Origin of the sequence: Rhizobium rhizogenes NBRC 13257, assembly GCF_000696095.1 — a bacterium.
Lineage (GTDB): Bacteria > Pseudomonadota > Alphaproteobacteria > Rhizobiales > Rhizobiaceae > Rhizobium > Rhizobium rhizogenes.
The window spans coordinates 272637-289695 of record NZ_BAYX01000001.1; the positions used below are offsets into that span (position 1 = coordinate 272637).

The following is a 17059-nucleotide window of genomic DNA, read 5'->3' on the forward strand; positions in this document are numbered from 1 at the left end:
CATGACCATGATCACATGTGTATCACCCGTGAACGGCGAGGTTTATGCGGAGCGCCCGGCGCTGTCGCTGGAAGCCGCCAAGGATGTGGTGACCCGCGCCCGCAAGGCGCAGAAGGACTGGGCGCGCCGTCCGCTGGAGGACCGCGTTCAGCTGGTGCTGAAGGGTGTCGCGCGCCTAAACGAGATGGCCGATGTCGTCGTGCCGGAGTTGACCTGGCAGATGGGTCGCCCGATCAAGTATGGCGGTGAGTATCGCGGCTTCAATGAGCGCTCCAACTATGTCGCCTCGATCGCAGCCGATGCGCTGGCGCCGCTGGTGGTGGAAGACAGTGCGAATTTTGCGCGGCGCATCGAGCGCGAACCGCATGGCGTCGTCTTCGTCATCGCGCCGTGGAACTATCCCTATATGACGGCCATCAATACGGTCGCTCCGGCGCTGATGGCCGGCAATACTGTCATCCTGAAGCATGCCAGCCAGACGCTTCTGGTCGGCGAGCGGCTGGTGCAGGCCTTTGTCGAAGTCGGCGTTCCCACCGATGTTTTCCAGAACGTCTTTCTCGATCACGCCACGACCTCGGCCCTGATCGCCGCCGGCAGCTTCAATTTCGTCAATTTCACCGGTTCGGTCGAAGGCGGCCGCTCGATTGAGCGTGCTGCCGCCGGCACCTTCACCAGCCTCGGCCTCGAGCTTGGCGGCAAGGATCCGGGCTATGTCATGGAAGACGCCGACCTGGAGGCCGCCGTCGACACGCTGATGGACGGCGCTACCTTCAATTCCGGACAGTGCTGCTGTGGCATCGAGCGCATCTATGTGCATGAATCGCTCTATGACGCCTTCGTCGAGAAGTCGGTTGCCTGGGTGTCAAACTACAAGCTCGGCAACCCACTCGATCCGGAAACTACGCTCGGACCGATGGCGCATAAGCGCTTCGCCAAGGTGGTGCGCGAGCAGATTGCCGATGCCGTTGCCAAGGGTGCCAAGGCGTTGGTCGATCCCAAGCTTTTTCCGGCCGATGACGGCGGCGCCTATCTCGCGCCGCAGATCCTCGTCAATGTCGATCACTCCATGGCCTTCATGCGCGAGGAAACCTTCGGTCCGGCCGTGGGTATCATGAAGGTCAAGAACGACGCGGAAGCGCTGGAGTTGATGAACGACAGCCCCTATGGCCTGACGGCGTCGCTCTGGACCAAGGATGTCGAGCGCGCCTCGCGCATCGGCCGCGACATCGAAACCGGCACCGTCTTCATGAACCGTGCAGATTATCTCGACCCGGCGCTGTGCTGGACCGGCGTCAAGGAAACGGGCCGCGGCGGTTCGCTCTCCGTCATCGGCTTCCACAATCTGACGCGCCCGAAATCCTACCATCTGAAGAAAGTAACAGCATGAGCACTATCTCAGCCAATTGGAGCTATCCCACCGCCTTCAAGCTCGGTCGTGGCCGGATCACGGAACTGGCGGATGCCTGCAAGAGCCTGGGGATCAAGAAGCCGCTGCTGATCACTGACCGGGGTCTTGCCTCGATGGCGATCACCAAGACGGCGCTGGACATTCTCGAGGATGCCGGCCTTGGCCGCGCCATCTTCGCCGATGTCGACCCCAATCCGAACGAGAAGAACCTCGAGGCGGGCGTCAAGGCGTTCAAGGATGGCGGTCATGACGGCGTCGTTGCCTTCGGTGGCGGCTCTGGTCTCGATCTCGGCAAGTGCGTCGCCTTCATGGCGGGCCAGACGCGTCCGGTCTGGGATTTTGAGGACATCGGCGACTGGTGGACCCGCGCCAATGTCGAAGGTATTGCCCCGATCGTAGCTGTGCCGACGACCGCCGGCACCGGCTCGGAAGTTGGCCGCGCCAGCGTCATCACCAATTCCCAAACGCATGTGAAGAAGATCATCTTCCATCCGAAGTTCCTGCCGGGCGTCGTCATCGCCGATCCGGAACTGACGGTCGGCATGCCGAAGGTCATCACCGCCGGCACCGGCATGGATGCGTTCGCGCATTGCCTGGAAGCCTATTCCTCGCCCTTCTATCATCCGATGTCGGCCGGTATCGCGCTGGAAGGCATGCGGCTTGTCAAGGAATTCCTGCCGCGTGCCTATAAGGAAGGCACCGACCTTGAAGCTCGCGCCAACATGATGAGCGCTGCCGCCATGGGCGCGGTTGCCTTCCAGAAGGGTCTCGGCGCCATTCATGCGCTGTCGCATCCGATCGGCGCCGTCTACAACACCCATCACGGCATGACCAATGCCGTCGTCATGCCGGCTGTCCTGCGCTTCAACCGCAAGGTCATCGAAGACAAGATCGCCCGCGCCGCCGCATATCTCGGCATTTCCGGCGGTTTCGACGGCTTTTATGATTATGTGCTGCAACTGCGCGCTGAACTCGGCGTTCCCGAAAGCCTCTCGGCGATGGGCATCGCGCCCGACCGGATCGATGAACTCTCGGCCATGGCGATCGAAGATCCGAGCGCCGGTGGCAATCCGGTGCCGATGACGCTGGAAAACACCAAGGCGCTGTTCCGCGATTGCTTCTGAAAGAACATCGGTGCTCTTTGACTGGATTGCGGCGCATCGACCATCTTAAGATAACAAAAGGGCCGCCGGGAGATCTCCCGGCGGCCCTTTTGTTTGTTTGGACTGCCAATCAATCCACGAATTCGACGACCACGCCGGGCTTGACCATCTTCGCGAGTGCGGTTGCGTCCCAGTTGGTGAGGCGCACACAGCCGTGGCTCTGCGACTTGCCGATCTTCGAGGGTTCGGGCGTGCCATGGATGCCGTAGGTCGGCTTCGATAGCGCCATCCAGACAACCCCGACCGGGCCGTTCGGCCCCGGCGGGATGTCGAGAATCTTGTCGTTGGCGCCCTGCTTGAAATTGATCTTCGGATTATAGGTGTAGCCCGGGTTGAAGGCGACGCGCTCGACCGTGACCGTGCCGGACGGCGAGGGCGTGTCGGTCGAGCCGATGCTGGCGGGATAAGCGGCGATCAGCGTGCCGTTGGCGTCATAGGCGAAAACCTGCTTGCGGCCCTTGTCGGCAAGAACCTTCGCGACAGTGCCGGTCTTGCTCGGTCCGGTATTGACCACCTTGATCGTGCTGCCCGGGACGGTGAAATCGACGCCCGGGTTCAGTTCCTTCAGATAGCCTTCATCCATATGGAAGCGTTCGGCCAGCATTTCCGTGGTCGAGGTATAGCCGAGCGATGGCATCTGGGCCTTTTCGGCATAGTCCTCCGGGATCGACGCGACATAAGGGCCGGCGGCGTCGGCGGGCGTGATCGTGTAATTGATGATCGGCATACCGCCCGACAGGCGCAGCTGCTCGAGGATCGAATCCGTATCCTTCGGATCAAGCGTCTGGCCGGTCATCTGCTGATAGGCGTAGATGGCCTTGGTGACATTGCCGCCCATGCGGCCGTCGATGGCGCCTGGCGAAATGCCCTGGCGAGCGAGGAAGACCTCGATCGCCGTGATCTCCATCTTCGACTTGCCCTTCAGCGTGATGACCGGTTCGGCCGGGGGCTTGCGCTGAATATCGGGCGTTTGCTGCGGATCGATCGAGGCATAGTCGTTACTGTTCGGATTCGTCTGACCCTGCTGGGTTTGCGCGTCCGTATTCGGCTGGGCCTGATCGTCGAGCGGCACGCGCTGAATCGAGCTGTCGCGAGGGATGCCGCCGGTAATGACGCTGCTATCACTCCCGTCGCCGCGATACTGCCGATAGTCGCGGTAGCCGCCATTGTTGGAAAGCTGCGTGTCGCCATAGCGGCCGCCATCGCTGTAACCGTCGTCAGCCGGTGCCTGAGGGTAGTAGGTGCTGGCCCGCATCTCGGTGGCGACGACATTGCCGTAGCGGTCGACCAAGACGCGCCGGCCACGCCCGTCGCGCGTTCTCACATAATCTTGCTCTGAATACTGATCGAGGATTCGCCCGTCCGGCGTGACCAGAACGACATCGTTGCTCCCGCCGCGATAATACTGCGCCTGCGCATCGGTCAATGCGAGAGCTGATGCCGTGGCCACCAGGGCCAAAGAAAGGCTTATTTTCAGTAACCGGTTCACGTCAGTCGAATCCTCGGATGATGGCTGCGCCGACACACACATGGTAATTTTGACACTAGTGTGGAATCTAAGATTATCATGCTGAATAAAATATAAAAATTTGTGTGATGAAGGCGTCAAGTTAACGTTCGGTAAGAGAAATCGCCATTTATTCTTGCCGCGCGCCATTTCGAGACCACTTTCGGATGGGGGCCAATCTGACGCCGACCAGGGAGAATTGCGAGACATGATCGACTTTGCCGCGGCCAAGGGGCCGAAACTGACGCTCGACGAGGGCTCCGTGCTGGATATCGGCGCCTGCGTCGTCGACGGCAACAATCTCGCGCCGGGACGCGCCATTCCCGATGACGGCGATCCGCGCATCGATCACTCCCTGGAAGGTTTTCTCTTCACCTGCGGCCCGGACCACATCCGTCATCCGCAGCCGATGTCGGGTGCTTTCGAGGGCAGGCGCTATCCGCTGCATGGTTCTTTCTCCTCGCACCCGGCCAAGATTCTCTGGACCCGGTTCGAGAATGGTAATGCCGAATGCCGTGCCGATGTCGATATCCTAACCGCCGAAGGTCGAACGGCGCGGCTGGAGCGCCATTGGCGGATCGATGGTGCGACGGGCGAGGTTTCGCTTACGGATCGCGTCGTCAACACCAGCAGCGAGGCGATGCCGGTCTTTTTGATGTATCACATGAATGTCGGCGGCAAATGGTTCGATGACGGCGTGCGCCTTTCCGGGCAGATGCTGGAGAATGGCGGTTTTCCCTGGACTTTTGGTGAGGAGCATGGCGGGATCTTCTGCGTGCCGGCAGCGGGGAAAGGTGAGGATTGGTCCGAACTGAGCCTCGGGCCGATCGCCGCCATCGGCGGCAAGTCGCTGAGGGTACGGTTCGGCACGGAGACGCTGCCGTTCCTGCAGGTCTGGCGCAATCAGCGTGCGCCCGCTCATGTCCTCGGCATCGAGCCCGTATCGCATCGCTGGGTGTCGCGCGAGGAGCTGGAGGAAGCGGACGAATTCAATATTCTTCAGCCCGGCGAAGCCAGGAGTTTTACACTCAACTTTGCCTTCGTCTGAGGGGCTTCAGCGGTTGACGCTCGCTTTGTGGCGGCGTAGATCATGGCCCTCGGTTTTATAGAGGAAGCGAACGATGGATATCCGCCCGATCGACGACGAATACTCGGTTTCCGGCCAGATCAGCCTGGAGGATCTCGACCAGATCAAGGCATTGGGTTTCAAGTCGCTCGTCTGCCATCGCCCGGACAATGAAAGCCCGGACCAGACGCCGTTCGCTGTCATCGAAGCACGCGCCAAGGAGCTTGGCCTCGAAATCACCCATGTGCCTGTCGGGCCGATGGGCGTGACCGAAGAGGCCGTGCAGGGCATGGTCGACGCGCTTGACGAGTTTCCGCGTCCGATGCTCGGCTATTGCCGCTCCGGGGCGCGCTCGACCGCTATCTATCAGAAGACGCATCATATTCGCGGCTGAGCAGCCGCTTCCCGAACATAGAAGAGCTTTTGGGCGTTGCTGATAAGCAGCGCCCAGTTTGTGACCCGTCACTGGACAACATCAGGAGAGAGAAATCATGAGCATCAAGCGTATCGACGTCGGAGCCCGCATGAGCGGCGCCGTCATCCACGGCAACACCGTTTACCTCGCCGGCCAGGTTGGCGAAGGCGCAAGTGTTACGGATCAGTGCAAGTCGGCTCTGGCCGAAGTTGATCGCCTGCTGGCCGCTTCCGGCTCCAGCAAGTCGAAGATCCTGCAGACGCTGATCTATCTCTCCGATATCTCCGACTTCGCCGAAATGAACGCCGCCTGGGAAGCCTGGGTCGATCCGGCCAACACGCCGGCTCGCGCCACCAGCGAAGCCAAGCTTGCCGCGCCGAAGTACAAGGTCGAGTTCATCGTCACCGCCGCGATCGACTAATTCGATCTGACGCGTTTTGGGAAGGCTGGTGAGTTCGCGCTCACCGGCCTTTTGCTTGCGAGATTTCCGTCAAAGTGCGGGAAGGCGTGATCGCTTCCGGATCGAGCACGATCTCGATGATCGCCGGCTTGCCGCTGGCACGCGCCCGCTCGAAGGCGGGACCGAACTCTTCCGTTGCCTTCACCGTCTCGCCATGGCCGCCATAGGCGCGGGCCAAGGCCGCGAAATCCGGATTGTTCAGCGCTGTGGCGCTGACACGGCCGGGATATTCCCGTTCCTGATGCATGCGTATGGTGCCGTACATGCCGTTGTTGATGACCAGCGCGATCAGCGGCAGGCCATATTGGACGGCGGTCGCGAACTCCTGACCGTGCATCATGAAGCAGCCGTCGCCGGCAAAGCAGATCACCTCGCGCTCGGGAAAGAGCTGCTTGGCGGCAACCGCTGCCGGCAGGCCGTAGCCCATCGAACCGGAGGCAGGAGCGGCCTGGGTGTTGAAGCGGCGGAAACGATGGAAGCGATGCAGCCAGGTGGCGTAGTTGCCGGCACCATTGGTGAAGATCGTATCGGCTGCCGTATTGGCCTCGATCCAGTCCATGATCCGGCCCATATGCACGGCTCCGGGGTTCGTTTCCGGCGTCTTCGACCAGGCGAGATAGGCTGCATGCATGCGCTCCGTCCGCTCTGCCCAGCGCGGCTCCGCCGGTGCTTCGAGATCGGCCAGGGCCTCCACGAAATCGGCCGGGCTGGCGCAGATCGCCAGATCCGGGCGATAGACGCGCCCGAGCTCGGAGGGGTCGGGATGGATATGGACGAGCTGCTGTTGCGGGTAGGGGATCTCCATCAGCGTATAGCCGGAAGACGGCATTTCCGAGAAGCGGCCGCCGAGCAAGATCAGCAGGTCGGCTTCCTTGACCTCCTTTGCCAGCGCCGGATTGATGCCGATGCCGACATCGCCGACATAGTTCGGATGCAGATGATCGAACAGCATCTGGCGGCGGAAAGAGCAGCCGACCGGCAGCTTGAGGCGCTCGGCGAAGCTTTCGATACCGGCAACAGCATCCTCGTCCCAGCGCGTGCCGCCGAGAATGACCAGCGGCCGCTCAGCCGCGAGCAAGCGCTGACGCACATCATTGATTTGGCTACTGCCCGGATGGGCTGATACCGGCGTGTAGGGCTTGGCCTGTGGAGCTTCGACCTCGTCGCGCAGCATGTCCTCGGGCAGGGTCAGCACAACGGGGCCGGGCCGGCCAGATGTCGCGACGGCAAAGGCACGGGTGACGAATTCGGGGATGCGGCTGACGTCATCGATCTCGCCGACCCATTTGGCGAATTCGGTGAAGGCGCGGCGGAATTCCACTTCCTGGAAGGCCTCGCGTTCGCGGGCGTCCCGCTGCACCTGGCCGATGAAGAGGATCATCGGGATCGAATCCTGCCGGGCGATGTGCAGGCCAGCCGAAGCATTGGTCGCGCCGGGGCCGCGGGTAACCATGCAAATGCCGGGTTCGCCGGTGAGCCGACCCCAGGCGTCCGCCATCATCGCCGCGCCACCCTCCTGGCGGCAGACGAGCACCTTGATGTCGCTGTCATGCAAAGCGTCGAGCACGGCAAGAAAGCTCTCGCCGGGAACACAGGAAATGCGCTGCACGCCGTTTGCCTTCAGGGCTTCGACGATGAGCTGGCCGCCAGTCCGTTTCATGCTTTTGCCTTTCCCTCCAGTTCCGCCAATTCGGCCAGAACCTCCTCCTGATGTTCGCCAAGGCGCGGGCTCGGCCGCGTGTAGGTCAGCGGCGTCTCCGACAAGACCACGGGCGTACGTACGCTCGGGATGACGGTACCCACAGCATCCTCAAGATCGATCCGCAAGCCGCGTGCCTTGATCTGAGGGTCCGCGAACATATCCTCGATCGTATTGATCGCTCCGGCCGGCACCGCATTGTCCTCGCAGGCCTTCAGCAGATCCGCCTTGTTCCATGTCAGTGTTTTTGCCGAGATGAAGGCGCGGACGTCATGGCGATGGGCGACGCGGGCCTTGTTGGTCGCATAGCGTTCGTCATCCGCATGCGAATCGATGCCAAGGATTGCGCAGAGGCGGCGGAACTGCCCGTCATTGCCGATAGCAAGGATCAGATAGCCGTCAGCGGTCGGCACGACCTCGTAGGGCGAAATATTGGGATGGGCATTGCCGAGGCGCACCGGCGCCTTGCCGGAGATCAGGTAGTTCATGTTCTGGTTGGCAAGCACGGCGGATTGCACATCGAGGAGTGCCATGTCGACAAGCTGACCTTCGCCGGTCTTCAGTGCATGGATCAGCGCTGCTTCGATCGCGGAGACGGCGTAGATGCCGGTGAAGATATCGGCGATCGCCACGCCCGCCTTCATCGGCTGGCCATCGGGCTCGCCGGTGATCGACATGAAGCCGGACATGCCCTGGACGATATAGTCGTAGCCCGCGAGGCCGGCGTAGGGACCGGTCTGGCCGAAGCCGGTGATCGAGCAATAGACCAGCTTGGGATTGATCTTTCTCAGGCTCTCATAGTCCAGGCCATATTTCACGAGCCCGCCGAGCTTGAAATTCTCGATCACCACGTCGGCGGTCAGGACCAGCCGGCGAACCAGCTCCTGCCCCTCTTCGGTCCTGAGATCGGCGACAACAGAACGCTTGCCGCGATTGGTGGAATGATAGTAGGCGGCGGAGAGATTTTCTCCATCCTTGCCCTCGACGAAGGGCGGCCCCCACTGGCGCGTATCGTCGCCACCATCGGGATTTTCCACCTTGATGACATCGGCGCCAAGATCGGCCAACATCTGCCCTGCCCAGGGACCGGCGAGAACGCGGGCCAATTCGATAACGCGGATACCCGTGAGTGGCGGTTTCTTGGTGCTGTTGGCTGTCATGTCGATCCGGATGGCGGCTAGGGTGTGAAAGTGACCTCAGATGTATCGGATACCGGCTTGGAAGCAAAGCGCCGCTCGCGCCAGAGAATATACAGGCCGGAGCCGATGATGATGAAAATACCGACCCATTTGATCAGGTCAGGGAAGTTGCCGAAGACCAGCCAGCCGAAGATCGTCGCCGAGACAATCTCGAAATATTGCAGCGGCGCCAGCGTCGAAGCCGGGGCGGAGCGATAGGCATAGATGGTGAGGACGCCGGCGATAGCGGCAGACACGCCGACGCCCAGCAGATGGAGCATGGCGGTGCCGTCCGGTACGACGGGATCGATGATCGACGAACCCGTGCCCTGGCCGATCGTAAGCAAAATGAGGCAGATGATTGTACCCCAGATGCCGGTCTGGAACTGCATCGGCCATGCATCTTCGCTATGCGAGACAACGCGCGTGATCATCACGTAGACGGCGATGCAAAGCGCGGTAACAACCGGCAGCAGGGCGACAAAACCGACCTCCGCGAAGCTTGGTTGAATGATCAGCATTGCGCCGAAGAAACCGACGGCGCAGGCCGTATAGCGCCGCCAGCCGATGGTCTCCTTCAGGAAGATGCTGCTAAGGATGGTCAGCATTATCGGCTCGACGAAGAAAATGGCGATGGCGTCGGCCACTTCCATGACCTGCAGCGTCGTGACGAAGGAAACCATCGACAGCGTCAGCACCGCGGCACGAATGGCATGCACGCCGCTTCGGCGCAGCGACCACAGTCCCCATTGTCCTCGTAGCGCCATCATCGGCAAGGCGAACAGCGACTGAAAAATGAAGCGCGCGGCTGTGACTTCCGCCGGCGGAATTGTGGTGGCGGCAAGCTTTGCGAAAATGTCGATGATCGGTGACAAGATCACCGATAGGAACATCATCAACAGGCCGAACGTCAGCTCCGACTGACGAAAACGGGGCAGGGAACTGCCGGTGGCATTCATTTGAAAAGTCCTTAGGGGTCAGGCCTTCGCTGTCACTTGCCGACACCAGTCGGCAAAATCGGAAATGGCCGGGGCCGCGCCGATCTCGTTCAGCGTCTCATGGCGCATGTCCTGATAGATGGTCAGGCTAATATGCGAGAAGCCGGCCTTTTTCAAATGGTTTGACAGCCAGGATATCGCCTCTCCATTATCCGTCGCCGGGTCCCGGCCGCCGCCTACCAGATGGATCGGCATGTCGCGCCGGAGCCGGTCAAGATAGGTCTTTTGCGGTGCGCGGAACGTCAGTTCGAAGACGTCCAGCCACAGGGATACCGAGGCATCGAAGCCGCAGAGCGGATCGGCGATATATTTGTCCACCTCCTCGGGAATGCGCGATAGCCAGTCGAATTCGGTGCGTCGGTTTTCGACGGACCGGCCCCAGGCGCCGAAAGTCAGCTTCGGCAATAGCCCGCTCGGCACGTCCGACCCTTTGAGCATGCGTTCGGTCTTCAGGATGACCTGCGCCACGCGCCCGGCGAGACCGGGATTGAAGCTTGAGTTCCAGACCGTAGCGGCATCGAATTTATCGGGATGCGTCACCGCCACATTCAGGCTGATCAGCCCGCCCATGGAGTGGCCGAAGAGGATAATCGGCAGGCCGGGATGGGCGGTCGCGGCAAGTTCGCGCATAGCCAGAACATCGGCAATGACTATATCGACGCCATCTCGCCGGGCAAAGCGGCCGAGCGGCGCGTCGGCGGCCGTTGTCTTGCCGTGGCCGCGATGATCATGGGCGTAGACATGAAAGCCGCGTGCCGCCATGGCCTCGGCGAAGCCCTCGTAGCGACGGGAATGCTCGGCAAGACCGTGGCTGATGAGAAGAATGCCATGCGCTTCGTCCCGCGCCGGCAGATGATGATAGGCGAGCGTCGCGCCCGTCGGGCTGTCCAGATGCCTGGTTTCGGCAAACATGCGCATTTCCTCCGCACCTAGACGAAAGGTTATCACCTCACGGATTGCAATGGAGTGTTGGCGAAGCGCACAGAAATAAATCTCCGCGACGTCTTTGAATCAGGGTTGCGCCCGGTCGATCAAGCTGCTTTCTTGTTCTCATATTGTTCTATCTGGAGACATGGAATGAGGCATTGGGTTCGAGGATGGGTGGTCGCGGTTCTGTCGATGGTAATGGCGGCGAGTGCGGTGGCGCAGGAGAACAGTCGGGGCCGGACGCGGTTCATTTTGGCGGCAAGCTGGGAGCCTGCTTTCTGCCAGACGAACCAGAAGAAAGCGGAGTGCCGCAACCAGTCATCCGATAATCATGATGCAAAGAATTTTTCGCTGCATGGCCTCTGGCCGATGCGACAGGAATATTGCGCCGTTTCGGACGATCTGAAGCAGGCCGATCGCAGCAGCGACTGGAAGGACCTCCCGGCTGTCGAACTGTCGGCGGAGACCAAGGCTGCACTGGATAAGGTCATGCCGGGCACGCAATCCGGTCTGGAGCGGCATGAATGGATCAAGCACGGCACCTGCACCAAACTCAGCGCCGATGATTATTTCGGTGGAGCCGCCGGTTTGATCGATGAACTCAATGCGTCCGCCGTGCGCGATCTCTTTGTGCAGAACATCGGCAAGACGCTCGACGCCGATACGATCAAAGCCGCTTTCGACAAGAGTTTTGGCGAAGGTGCCAGCGACCGGGTGAAGATGAGCTGCCGTCGTGTCGGCAAGGTGCGTGTGATCTCCGAACTGACGATTGGGCTCTCCGAAGACGCCATTCAGCCCGCGCCAGGGAGTGAGCCGCGGCTTGCGGACCTGATCCAGGGCGCCGGCCGCACGTCGTTCGGCTGTGATCAAGGCTTGGTGGATGCAGCCGGTTTTTGACGTCCGGAAGCCCCTCTGACGCGGATAAATAGCTCTCGGACAAGGTTTCGCCGTTGCCCGAGAGCGGGCTTTCGCCTACATAGCGGCACAATTCGCAATGTTATCCGCCCGTGGAGTAACCCAAGCTATGGCACGTCAGTTCATTTATCATATGGCCGGTCTGAATAAGGCCTATGGCGCCAAGAAAATTCTCGAGAATATCCATCTCTCCTTCTACCCTGACGCCAAGATCGGTATTCTCGGCCCGAACGGCGCCGGTAAATCGACCGTGCTGCGCATCATGGCCGGCCTCGACAAGGAATATACCGGCGAAGCCTGGCTGGCCGACGGCGCCACCATCGGCTACCTGCCGCAGGAGCCGCAGCTCGATCCGGCAAAGACCGCGCTTGAAAACGTCATGGAAGGCGTTGCGGCGAAGACGGACGTTCTCAATCGCTATAACGAACTGATGATGAACTATTCCGACGAGACGGCGGAAGAGGGCGCCAAGCTCCAGGACATCATCGATGCCCAGAACCTCTGGGACCTGGAAAGCCAGGTCGAGATGGCGATGGATGCGCTCCGCTGCCCTCCGGGCGATGCCGACGTCACCAATCTCTCCGGCGGTGAACGCCGCCGTTTGGCACTGTGCAAGCTGCTGCTGTCGCAGCCGGACGTGCTGCTGCTCGACGAACCGACCAACCATCTCGACGCCGAAACCATCGCCTGGCTGGAAAAGCATCTGCGTGCCTATCCGGGCGCCGTGCTGATGATCACCCACGATCGCTACTTCCTGGATAACGTCACCGGCTGGATCCTCGAGCTCGACCGTGGCCGCGGCATTCCGTACGAAGGCAACTACTCCTCCTACCTGCTGGCGAAGGCCAAGCGCATGCAGCAGGAAGGTCGCGAAGAGGCCGGCCGCCAGAAGGCGATCGCCCGCGAACAGGAATGGATTGCCTCCAGCCCGAAGGCCCGTCAGTCGAAGTCCAAGGCCCGTATCCGCGCCTATGACGAGCTGGTCGATGCCGCCGAGAACCAGCGTCCCGGCGATGCGCAGATCATCATTCCGGTCGGCGAGCGTCTCGGCCAGGTGGTCATCGAAATGGAAGGCATCAATAAGGGTTATGGCGACCGGATGCTGATCGAAGGTTTGTCGCTGAAGTTGCCGCCGGGCGGTATCGTCGGCGTCATCGGTCCTAACGGCGCCGGCAAGACGACGCTTTTCCGCATGATTACCGGCCAGGAAAAGCCGGATAGCGGTTCTATCCGTATCGGCGACAGCGTTCATCTCGGCTATGTCGACCAGAGCCGTGACGCGCTCGATGGCAGCAAGACCGTCTGGGAGGAAATCTCCGGCGGTGCTGAAGTCATCAAGCTCGGCAAGTATGAAATGAACTCGAGAGCTTATTGCGCGACGTTCAACTTCAAGGGCGGCGATCAGCAGCAGAAGGTCGGCAACCTCTCCGGTGGCCAGCGCAATCGCGTGCATCTTGCGAAGATGCTGAAGGCCGGCGGCAACGTCCTGCTGCTCGACGAACCGACCAACGACCTTGACACCGAAACGCTTGGTGCGCTTGAGATCGCGCTCGAAAACTTCGCCGGTTGCGCTGTTATCATCAGCCACGATCGTATGTTCCTTGACCGCCTGGCCACGCACATCCTCGCCTTCGAAGGCGATAGCCATGTCGAATGGTTCGAAGGCAACTTTGAAGACTACGAACAGGACAAGATGCGTCGCCTCGGCGTTGACAGCATCAACCCGAGCCGCGTGACCTACAAGCGTCTGACACGATAAGCTCGCGGCTTTCCTGCCATCGAGAACCCCGGCTCGTCCGGGGTTTTTCTTTGTTCTGGCGAGGGAAATGCGTATTCCTCCGCCGACAGATACTAACAGATTTCCGACGTCCGAATGTCTCCTGCCGCGAATTGGCTCTTGCAGATCGCGGCAAAATCACATAAAGATATCTTTATATCTTGATTGGGTGACGAATGGCGGATCTGGTTAAACTGGGCTTGGATAATCTGGTGGATGTGCTGAAGGCGGCGGGTGAGCCGACGCGGCTGCGCCTGCTGGCGCTGCTTGCCGCCGGGGATCTGACCGTCACCGATCTTACCGAAATTCTCGGCCAGTCGCAGCCCCGCATCTCGCGGCACCTGAAGCTGCTCGGCGAGGCCAGCCTGATCGACCGCTATCAGGAGGGCGCCTGGGCTTACTTCCGGCTGAAGCAGGACGGCAAGGCGGTGATCCTGGCGCGCGAGCTTCTCCGGCACACGGCCGAAAACGATCCCGTATTGCTGCGCGACGGCGAGCGCCTGACTGCCGTCAAGCGTATTCGCGCCGAGCGGGCGCAAGCCTATTTCAGCCGTAATGCCGCCGAATGGGACGAACTGCGCCGCCTGCATGTCGCCGACGAGGATGTCGACAAGGTGATGATCGAGTTGATCGGCCCGCAACAGATCGATGCCTTTCTCGATCTCGGCACCGGCACCGGCCGGATGCTGCAATTGCTGGCGGGGCACTATCGCCGCGCGGTCGGTATCGATGCCAGCCGCGACATGCTGGCCGTAGCGCGCGCCAATCTCGATCGGTCGAACATCACCGCCGCTTCGGTGCGGCATGGTGATATTTTCAATCTGCCGCTCGAGGCGCAGGATTTCGATCTGATTACCATCCATCAGGTGTTGCATTTTCTGGATCAGCCGGAAATCGCCCTCAACGAGGCGGCGCGAATGCTGCGGCCCGGCGGCCGGTTGGTGATCATCGATCTGGCACCGCACGGGCTGGAATATCTGCGCGACGAACATGCACATCTAAGGCTCGGTTTCTCCCATCAGATGATGTCGGATTGGTTGAAAGCGGCGGGGCTTGATGTCGAGCAGGTGCAGGACCTTCATTCGGGGAGGGAGGGCGGTTCAGGGCTGACGGTTACGATCTGGCTGGCGCGCGACCCGCGGCGGCTGATCGCTGCAGAACAGAGCCGACAGGCATCCCCCATTCTTGCTGGGAGAGTTTGATATGTCTTCGAAGAACGAGAACGGCCAAGGTGGCATCCGTATTTCCTTTGAATTCTTCCCCCCGAAATCGGAGGAAGCCGAGGCGCAATTGTGGAATACGGTCGAGGAGCTTAGCGAATGGGAACCGGAATTCGTTTCGGTGACTTATGGCGCTGGCGGCACGACCAAGGCGCCGACATTGTCTGCCGTGCGCCGGATGATTCATGAGACGCCGTTCACCACCGCGTCGCATCTGACTTGCGTAGGCGCAACGCGTGAAGACACGCATCGGGTCATCGATGATTTTCTCGCAACCGGTGTTCGCCGTTTCGTGGCGTTGCGTGGCGATCCACCAACGGGCGTCGGTTCCGCCTATCAGCCACATCCGGACGGTTATGCCAATGCTGCCGAACTGGTGGCGGCCCTGCGCGAGCGTGGTGATTTTGATATTTCCGTGTCTGCCTATCCGGAAAAGCACCCGGAGAGCCGCGATACCGCGGCCGACATCGACATGTTGAAGCGCAAGGCCGATAACGGCGCCGACAGGGCGCTGACCCAATTCTTCTTCGACAATGACGCTTTCGAGCGTTATCACGACCGCGTTCGCGCTGCCGGTATTACGATTCCTGTCGTGCCGGGCATCATGCCGATCCAGAACCTGACGCAGTTGAAGCGTTTTGCTGGCGCTTGCGGCACCAGCATCCCCTCCTGGCTGGACGATCGGTTTGACGGCCTCGACGATAATGCCGATGAACGCGCCAAGGTCGCCGCCGATGTCGCCGCCGAGCAAATCAAGGATCTGGTGCGGAGGGGCATCCACGAGTTCCATCTCTATACGATGAACCGTTCGCCGCTCGTCTCGGCTGTTCTCGAGCGATTGGGTCTACAGCGCAAGGCGGATGCGCGCGCGGTCGCCTGACGAAACCCGGGAAATGTAGCCATGAAAAAGCGCATGTCGATCTTCGGCATGCGCTTTTTAAATGGAATAGGCTGTTTTGTTTGCTTTCAGGAGTTCGGTTGTCTGCGGTGATCGTTCTTCGTCAGATGAAAAGCATCGTCACGACGAATACGAAGGCTGCTCCGACCACTAGGACGTTGATGGATCGTGTCAATCCCATGTCTTCCTCCTTAGTCAACCGTTAGAGTCTATGTCGGAAATGTGTCGCTTGGAAAGCGAATTCGATGCTGCATCGCGGCACGAAACGTAGAAATTGAATCTGGATATCAAAATAAGCTATTGTTTTAATACGGAAAACCTTCCGTTCACGAAATTTAATGTATCGTTAATTTGGCTGTGAACAAGGTTAAGGTGTACGCCCTTTGCTGAAGTGTCACCGGATAATCCTTGGCACTCGTTATCGGCGGCTCGCGCCTGGCGGTAGTCGCGCGTAAACCCGTCCGTCCAGAATGAGCAGGCCCGCACCGATCAGCAGCATGCCGATGATTTCCGGCAATCCCAGTCGTTCGCCGAGGAAGAGGAAGCCGAGCAGGATGGCGCTTGGCGGCACCAGCAGGGTGACCAACGAGGCATTGGTGGCCCCGGCGAGCGCCATGATGCGGAAATAGAGGATGTAGGCAAGGGCGGTGGACAGCAGTGCCATGCCGAGAATGGCGGCGATGACGCTTGCTGGCGGCGTTGCCAGGGTCCAGGGATGATCCACCAGAATGGCTGCCGGCAGCATGATGATCGAAGAGCCGGTCAATTGACCCGCCGCAACAACAGGCGGAGCCATACCCTTGAAACGCTTGGCATAGGTCGCCGCGAAGCCATAGGAGATCGCGGCGAGAATCGGCAGGAGCAATGCCCAGAGCGGGATTGCGGCAGCGCCTGTTACGCTCGGCCCGAGAAGTACGATGGTACCGGCGAGCCCCGTCAGGCAACCGGCGAGCTTGGCGGGCGTTAGCCTCTCATCCGTGGTGAAATGATTACCGATCAACACGGTCCAGATCGGTGTCGTTGCGTTGAGGATGGAGGCGAGTCCAGCACCCATTTGCGTTTGGCCAATGAAGATCAGCACATGCGGTATGGCGTTGTTAATCAGGCCGAGCAGAAGGAATTGCCGCCAATGCGTTCTCAGCAGATCATAGATCTGGAGGCGGCCGGCGATATAGAGATGCAGCGCCAGAGCCGCCAGAGACAGGCGGAGGAAGGCCAGCGTAAACGGTGGGACGGAGTGCACGGCGATGTGGGCGAAGAAGAATGAGCCGCCCCAGATCAGTCCGAGCGCCAACAGCAGGCTCCAGGTGAGTGCATTCATGCCATTGTTGGTCGTCATCGGACGTCTCTCCTCATCTTTCGCCCATTCTGGAGATAGGAGGGATGCTCGCCACCCGTTTCCTGCAGAAGTTGTTCTGGCCCGCGGAA

At 60.5% G+C, this 17059-nt stretch carries 15 protein-coding genes; 9 read left to right on the forward strand and 6 right to left on the reverse strand.

Annotated elements, in window-relative coordinates; all coding sequences use genetic code 11:
- Position 1: 1 nt before the first annotated feature.
- Positions 2-1387, forward strand: a complete 1386-nt coding sequence (locus RRH01S_RS01310; RefSeq protein ID WP_012651849.1) for an aldehyde dehydrogenase family protein — start codon at positions 2-4, stop codon at positions 1385-1387.
- Positions 1384-2532, forward strand: coding sequence for an iron-containing alcohol dehydrogenase (locus RRH01S_RS01315; RefSeq protein WP_012651848.1), 1149 nt, complete (start codon positions 1384-1386; stop codon positions 2530-2532). Before RRH01S_RS01310 ends, RRH01S_RS01315 begins: the two co-directional genes overlap by 4 nt.
- 109 nt (positions 2533-2641) lie before the next feature.
- Here the strand turns inward: RRH01S_RS01315 and RRH01S_RS01320 are convergent, their stop codons facing one another.
- Positions 2642-4060, reverse strand: coding sequence for a L,D-transpeptidase (locus RRH01S_RS01320; protein WP_034519319.1), 1419 nt, complete (start codon positions 4058-4060; stop codon positions 2642-2644).
- A 226-nt stretch (positions 4061-4286) separates the two neighbouring features.
- Here RRH01S_RS01320 and RRH01S_RS01325 point away from each other — a divergent pair, with 226 nt between their 5' ends.
- The 3 genes from RRH01S_RS01325 to RRH01S_RS01335 all read left to right on the forward strand — a co-directional run bounded on the left by RRH01S_RS01325 (position 4287) and on the right by RRH01S_RS01335 (position 5980).
- Positions 4287-5126: a DUF4432 family protein gene (locus RRH01S_RS01325; protein WP_012651846.1), complete on the forward strand. Its 840-nt coding sequence runs from the start codon at positions 4287-4289 to the stop codon at positions 5124-5126.
- A gap of 73 nt (positions 5127-5199) precedes the next feature.
- On the forward strand, positions 5200-5538 hold the full coding sequence (locus RRH01S_RS01330) for a protein tyrosine phosphatase family protein (RefSeq protein WP_007694084.1): 339 nt from the start codon (positions 5200-5202) through the stop codon (positions 5536-5538).
- Between the two features lie 97 nt (positions 5539-5635).
- Positions 5636-5980, forward strand: a complete 345-nt coding sequence (locus RRH01S_RS01335; protein ID WP_007694086.1) for a RidA family protein — start codon at positions 5636-5638, stop codon at positions 5978-5980.
- Between the two features lie 40 nt (positions 5981-6020).
- On the opposite strand, the gene RRH01S_RS01340 is transcribed toward RRH01S_RS01335, so the two are convergent.
- Genes RRH01S_RS01340 through RRH01S_RS01355 form a run of 4 tightly spaced genes read right to left on the reverse strand, consistent with a single transcriptional unit; the run spans position 6021 to position 10806 of the window.
- A complete protein-coding gene (locus tag RRH01S_RS01340) occupies positions 6021-7679 on the reverse strand; it encodes a thiamine pyrophosphate-binding protein (RefSeq protein WP_012651844.1) in 1659 nt (552 codons plus the stop codon).
- Positions 7676-8878 (reverse strand): succinate--glutarate CoA-transferase, encoded by a 1203-nt coding sequence (gene caiB / locus RRH01S_RS01345; protein ID WP_034517937.1) that lies wholly within the window; start codon positions 8876-8878, stop codon positions 7676-7678. The genes RRH01S_RS01340 and caiB overlap by 4 nt, the downstream gene beginning before the upstream one ends.
- A gap of 17 nt (positions 8879-8895) precedes the next feature.
- Positions 8896-9855 (reverse strand): DMT family transporter, encoded by a 960-nt coding sequence (locus tag RRH01S_RS01350; protein ID WP_012651842.1) that lies wholly within the window; start codon positions 9853-9855, stop codon positions 8896-8898.
- Between the two features lie 18 nt (positions 9856-9873).
- The gene (locus tag RRH01S_RS01355) at positions 9874-10806 is read right to left on the reverse strand and encodes an alpha/beta fold hydrolase (protein WP_012651841.1); all 933 of its coding nucleotides are present in this window, start codon (positions 10804-10806) and stop codon (positions 9874-9876) included.
- A gap of 165 nt (positions 10807-10971) precedes the next feature.
- Here RRH01S_RS01355 and RRH01S_RS01360 point away from each other — a divergent pair, with 165 nt between their 5' ends.
- The 4 genes from RRH01S_RS01360 (at position 10972) to metF (ending at position 15613) form a co-directional block, all read left to right on the forward strand.
- Positions 10972-11718, forward strand: a complete 747-nt coding sequence (locus tag RRH01S_RS01360) for a ribonuclease T2 family protein (protein ID WP_012651840.1) — start codon at positions 10972-10974, stop codon at positions 11716-11718.
- Positions 11719-11845: 127 nt separating this feature from the next.
- Entirely contained in the window at positions 11846-13495 is a 1650-nt protein-coding gene (ettA, locus tag RRH01S_RS01365; RefSeq protein ID WP_012651839.1) for an energy-dependent translational throttle protein EttA, read from the forward strand.
- A gap of 194 nt (positions 13496-13689) precedes the next feature.
- Complete coding sequence (locus RRH01S_RS01370) at positions 13690-14715, forward strand: ArsR/SmtB family transcription factor (protein WP_012651838.1); 1026 nt, start codon at positions 13690-13692, stop codon at positions 14713-14715.
- A gap of 1 nt (position 14716) precedes the next feature.
- Positions 14717-15613 carry a methylenetetrahydrofolate reductase [NAD(P)H] gene (gene metF / locus RRH01S_RS01375; RefSeq protein ID WP_034517939.1) on the forward strand — a complete coding sequence of 299 codons (897 nt, stop codon included), beginning with the start codon at positions 14717-14719 and terminating at the stop codon, positions 15611-15613.
- Positions 15614-16049: 436 nt separating this feature from the next.
- On the opposite strand, the gene RRH01S_RS01380 is transcribed toward metF, so the two are convergent.
- Positions 16050-16970 carry a DMT family transporter gene (locus RRH01S_RS01380; protein WP_037218609.1) on the reverse strand — a complete coding sequence of 307 codons (921 nt, stop codon included), beginning with the start codon at positions 16968-16970 and terminating at the stop codon, positions 16050-16052.
- Between the last annotated feature and the right edge of the window lie 89 nt (positions 16971-17059).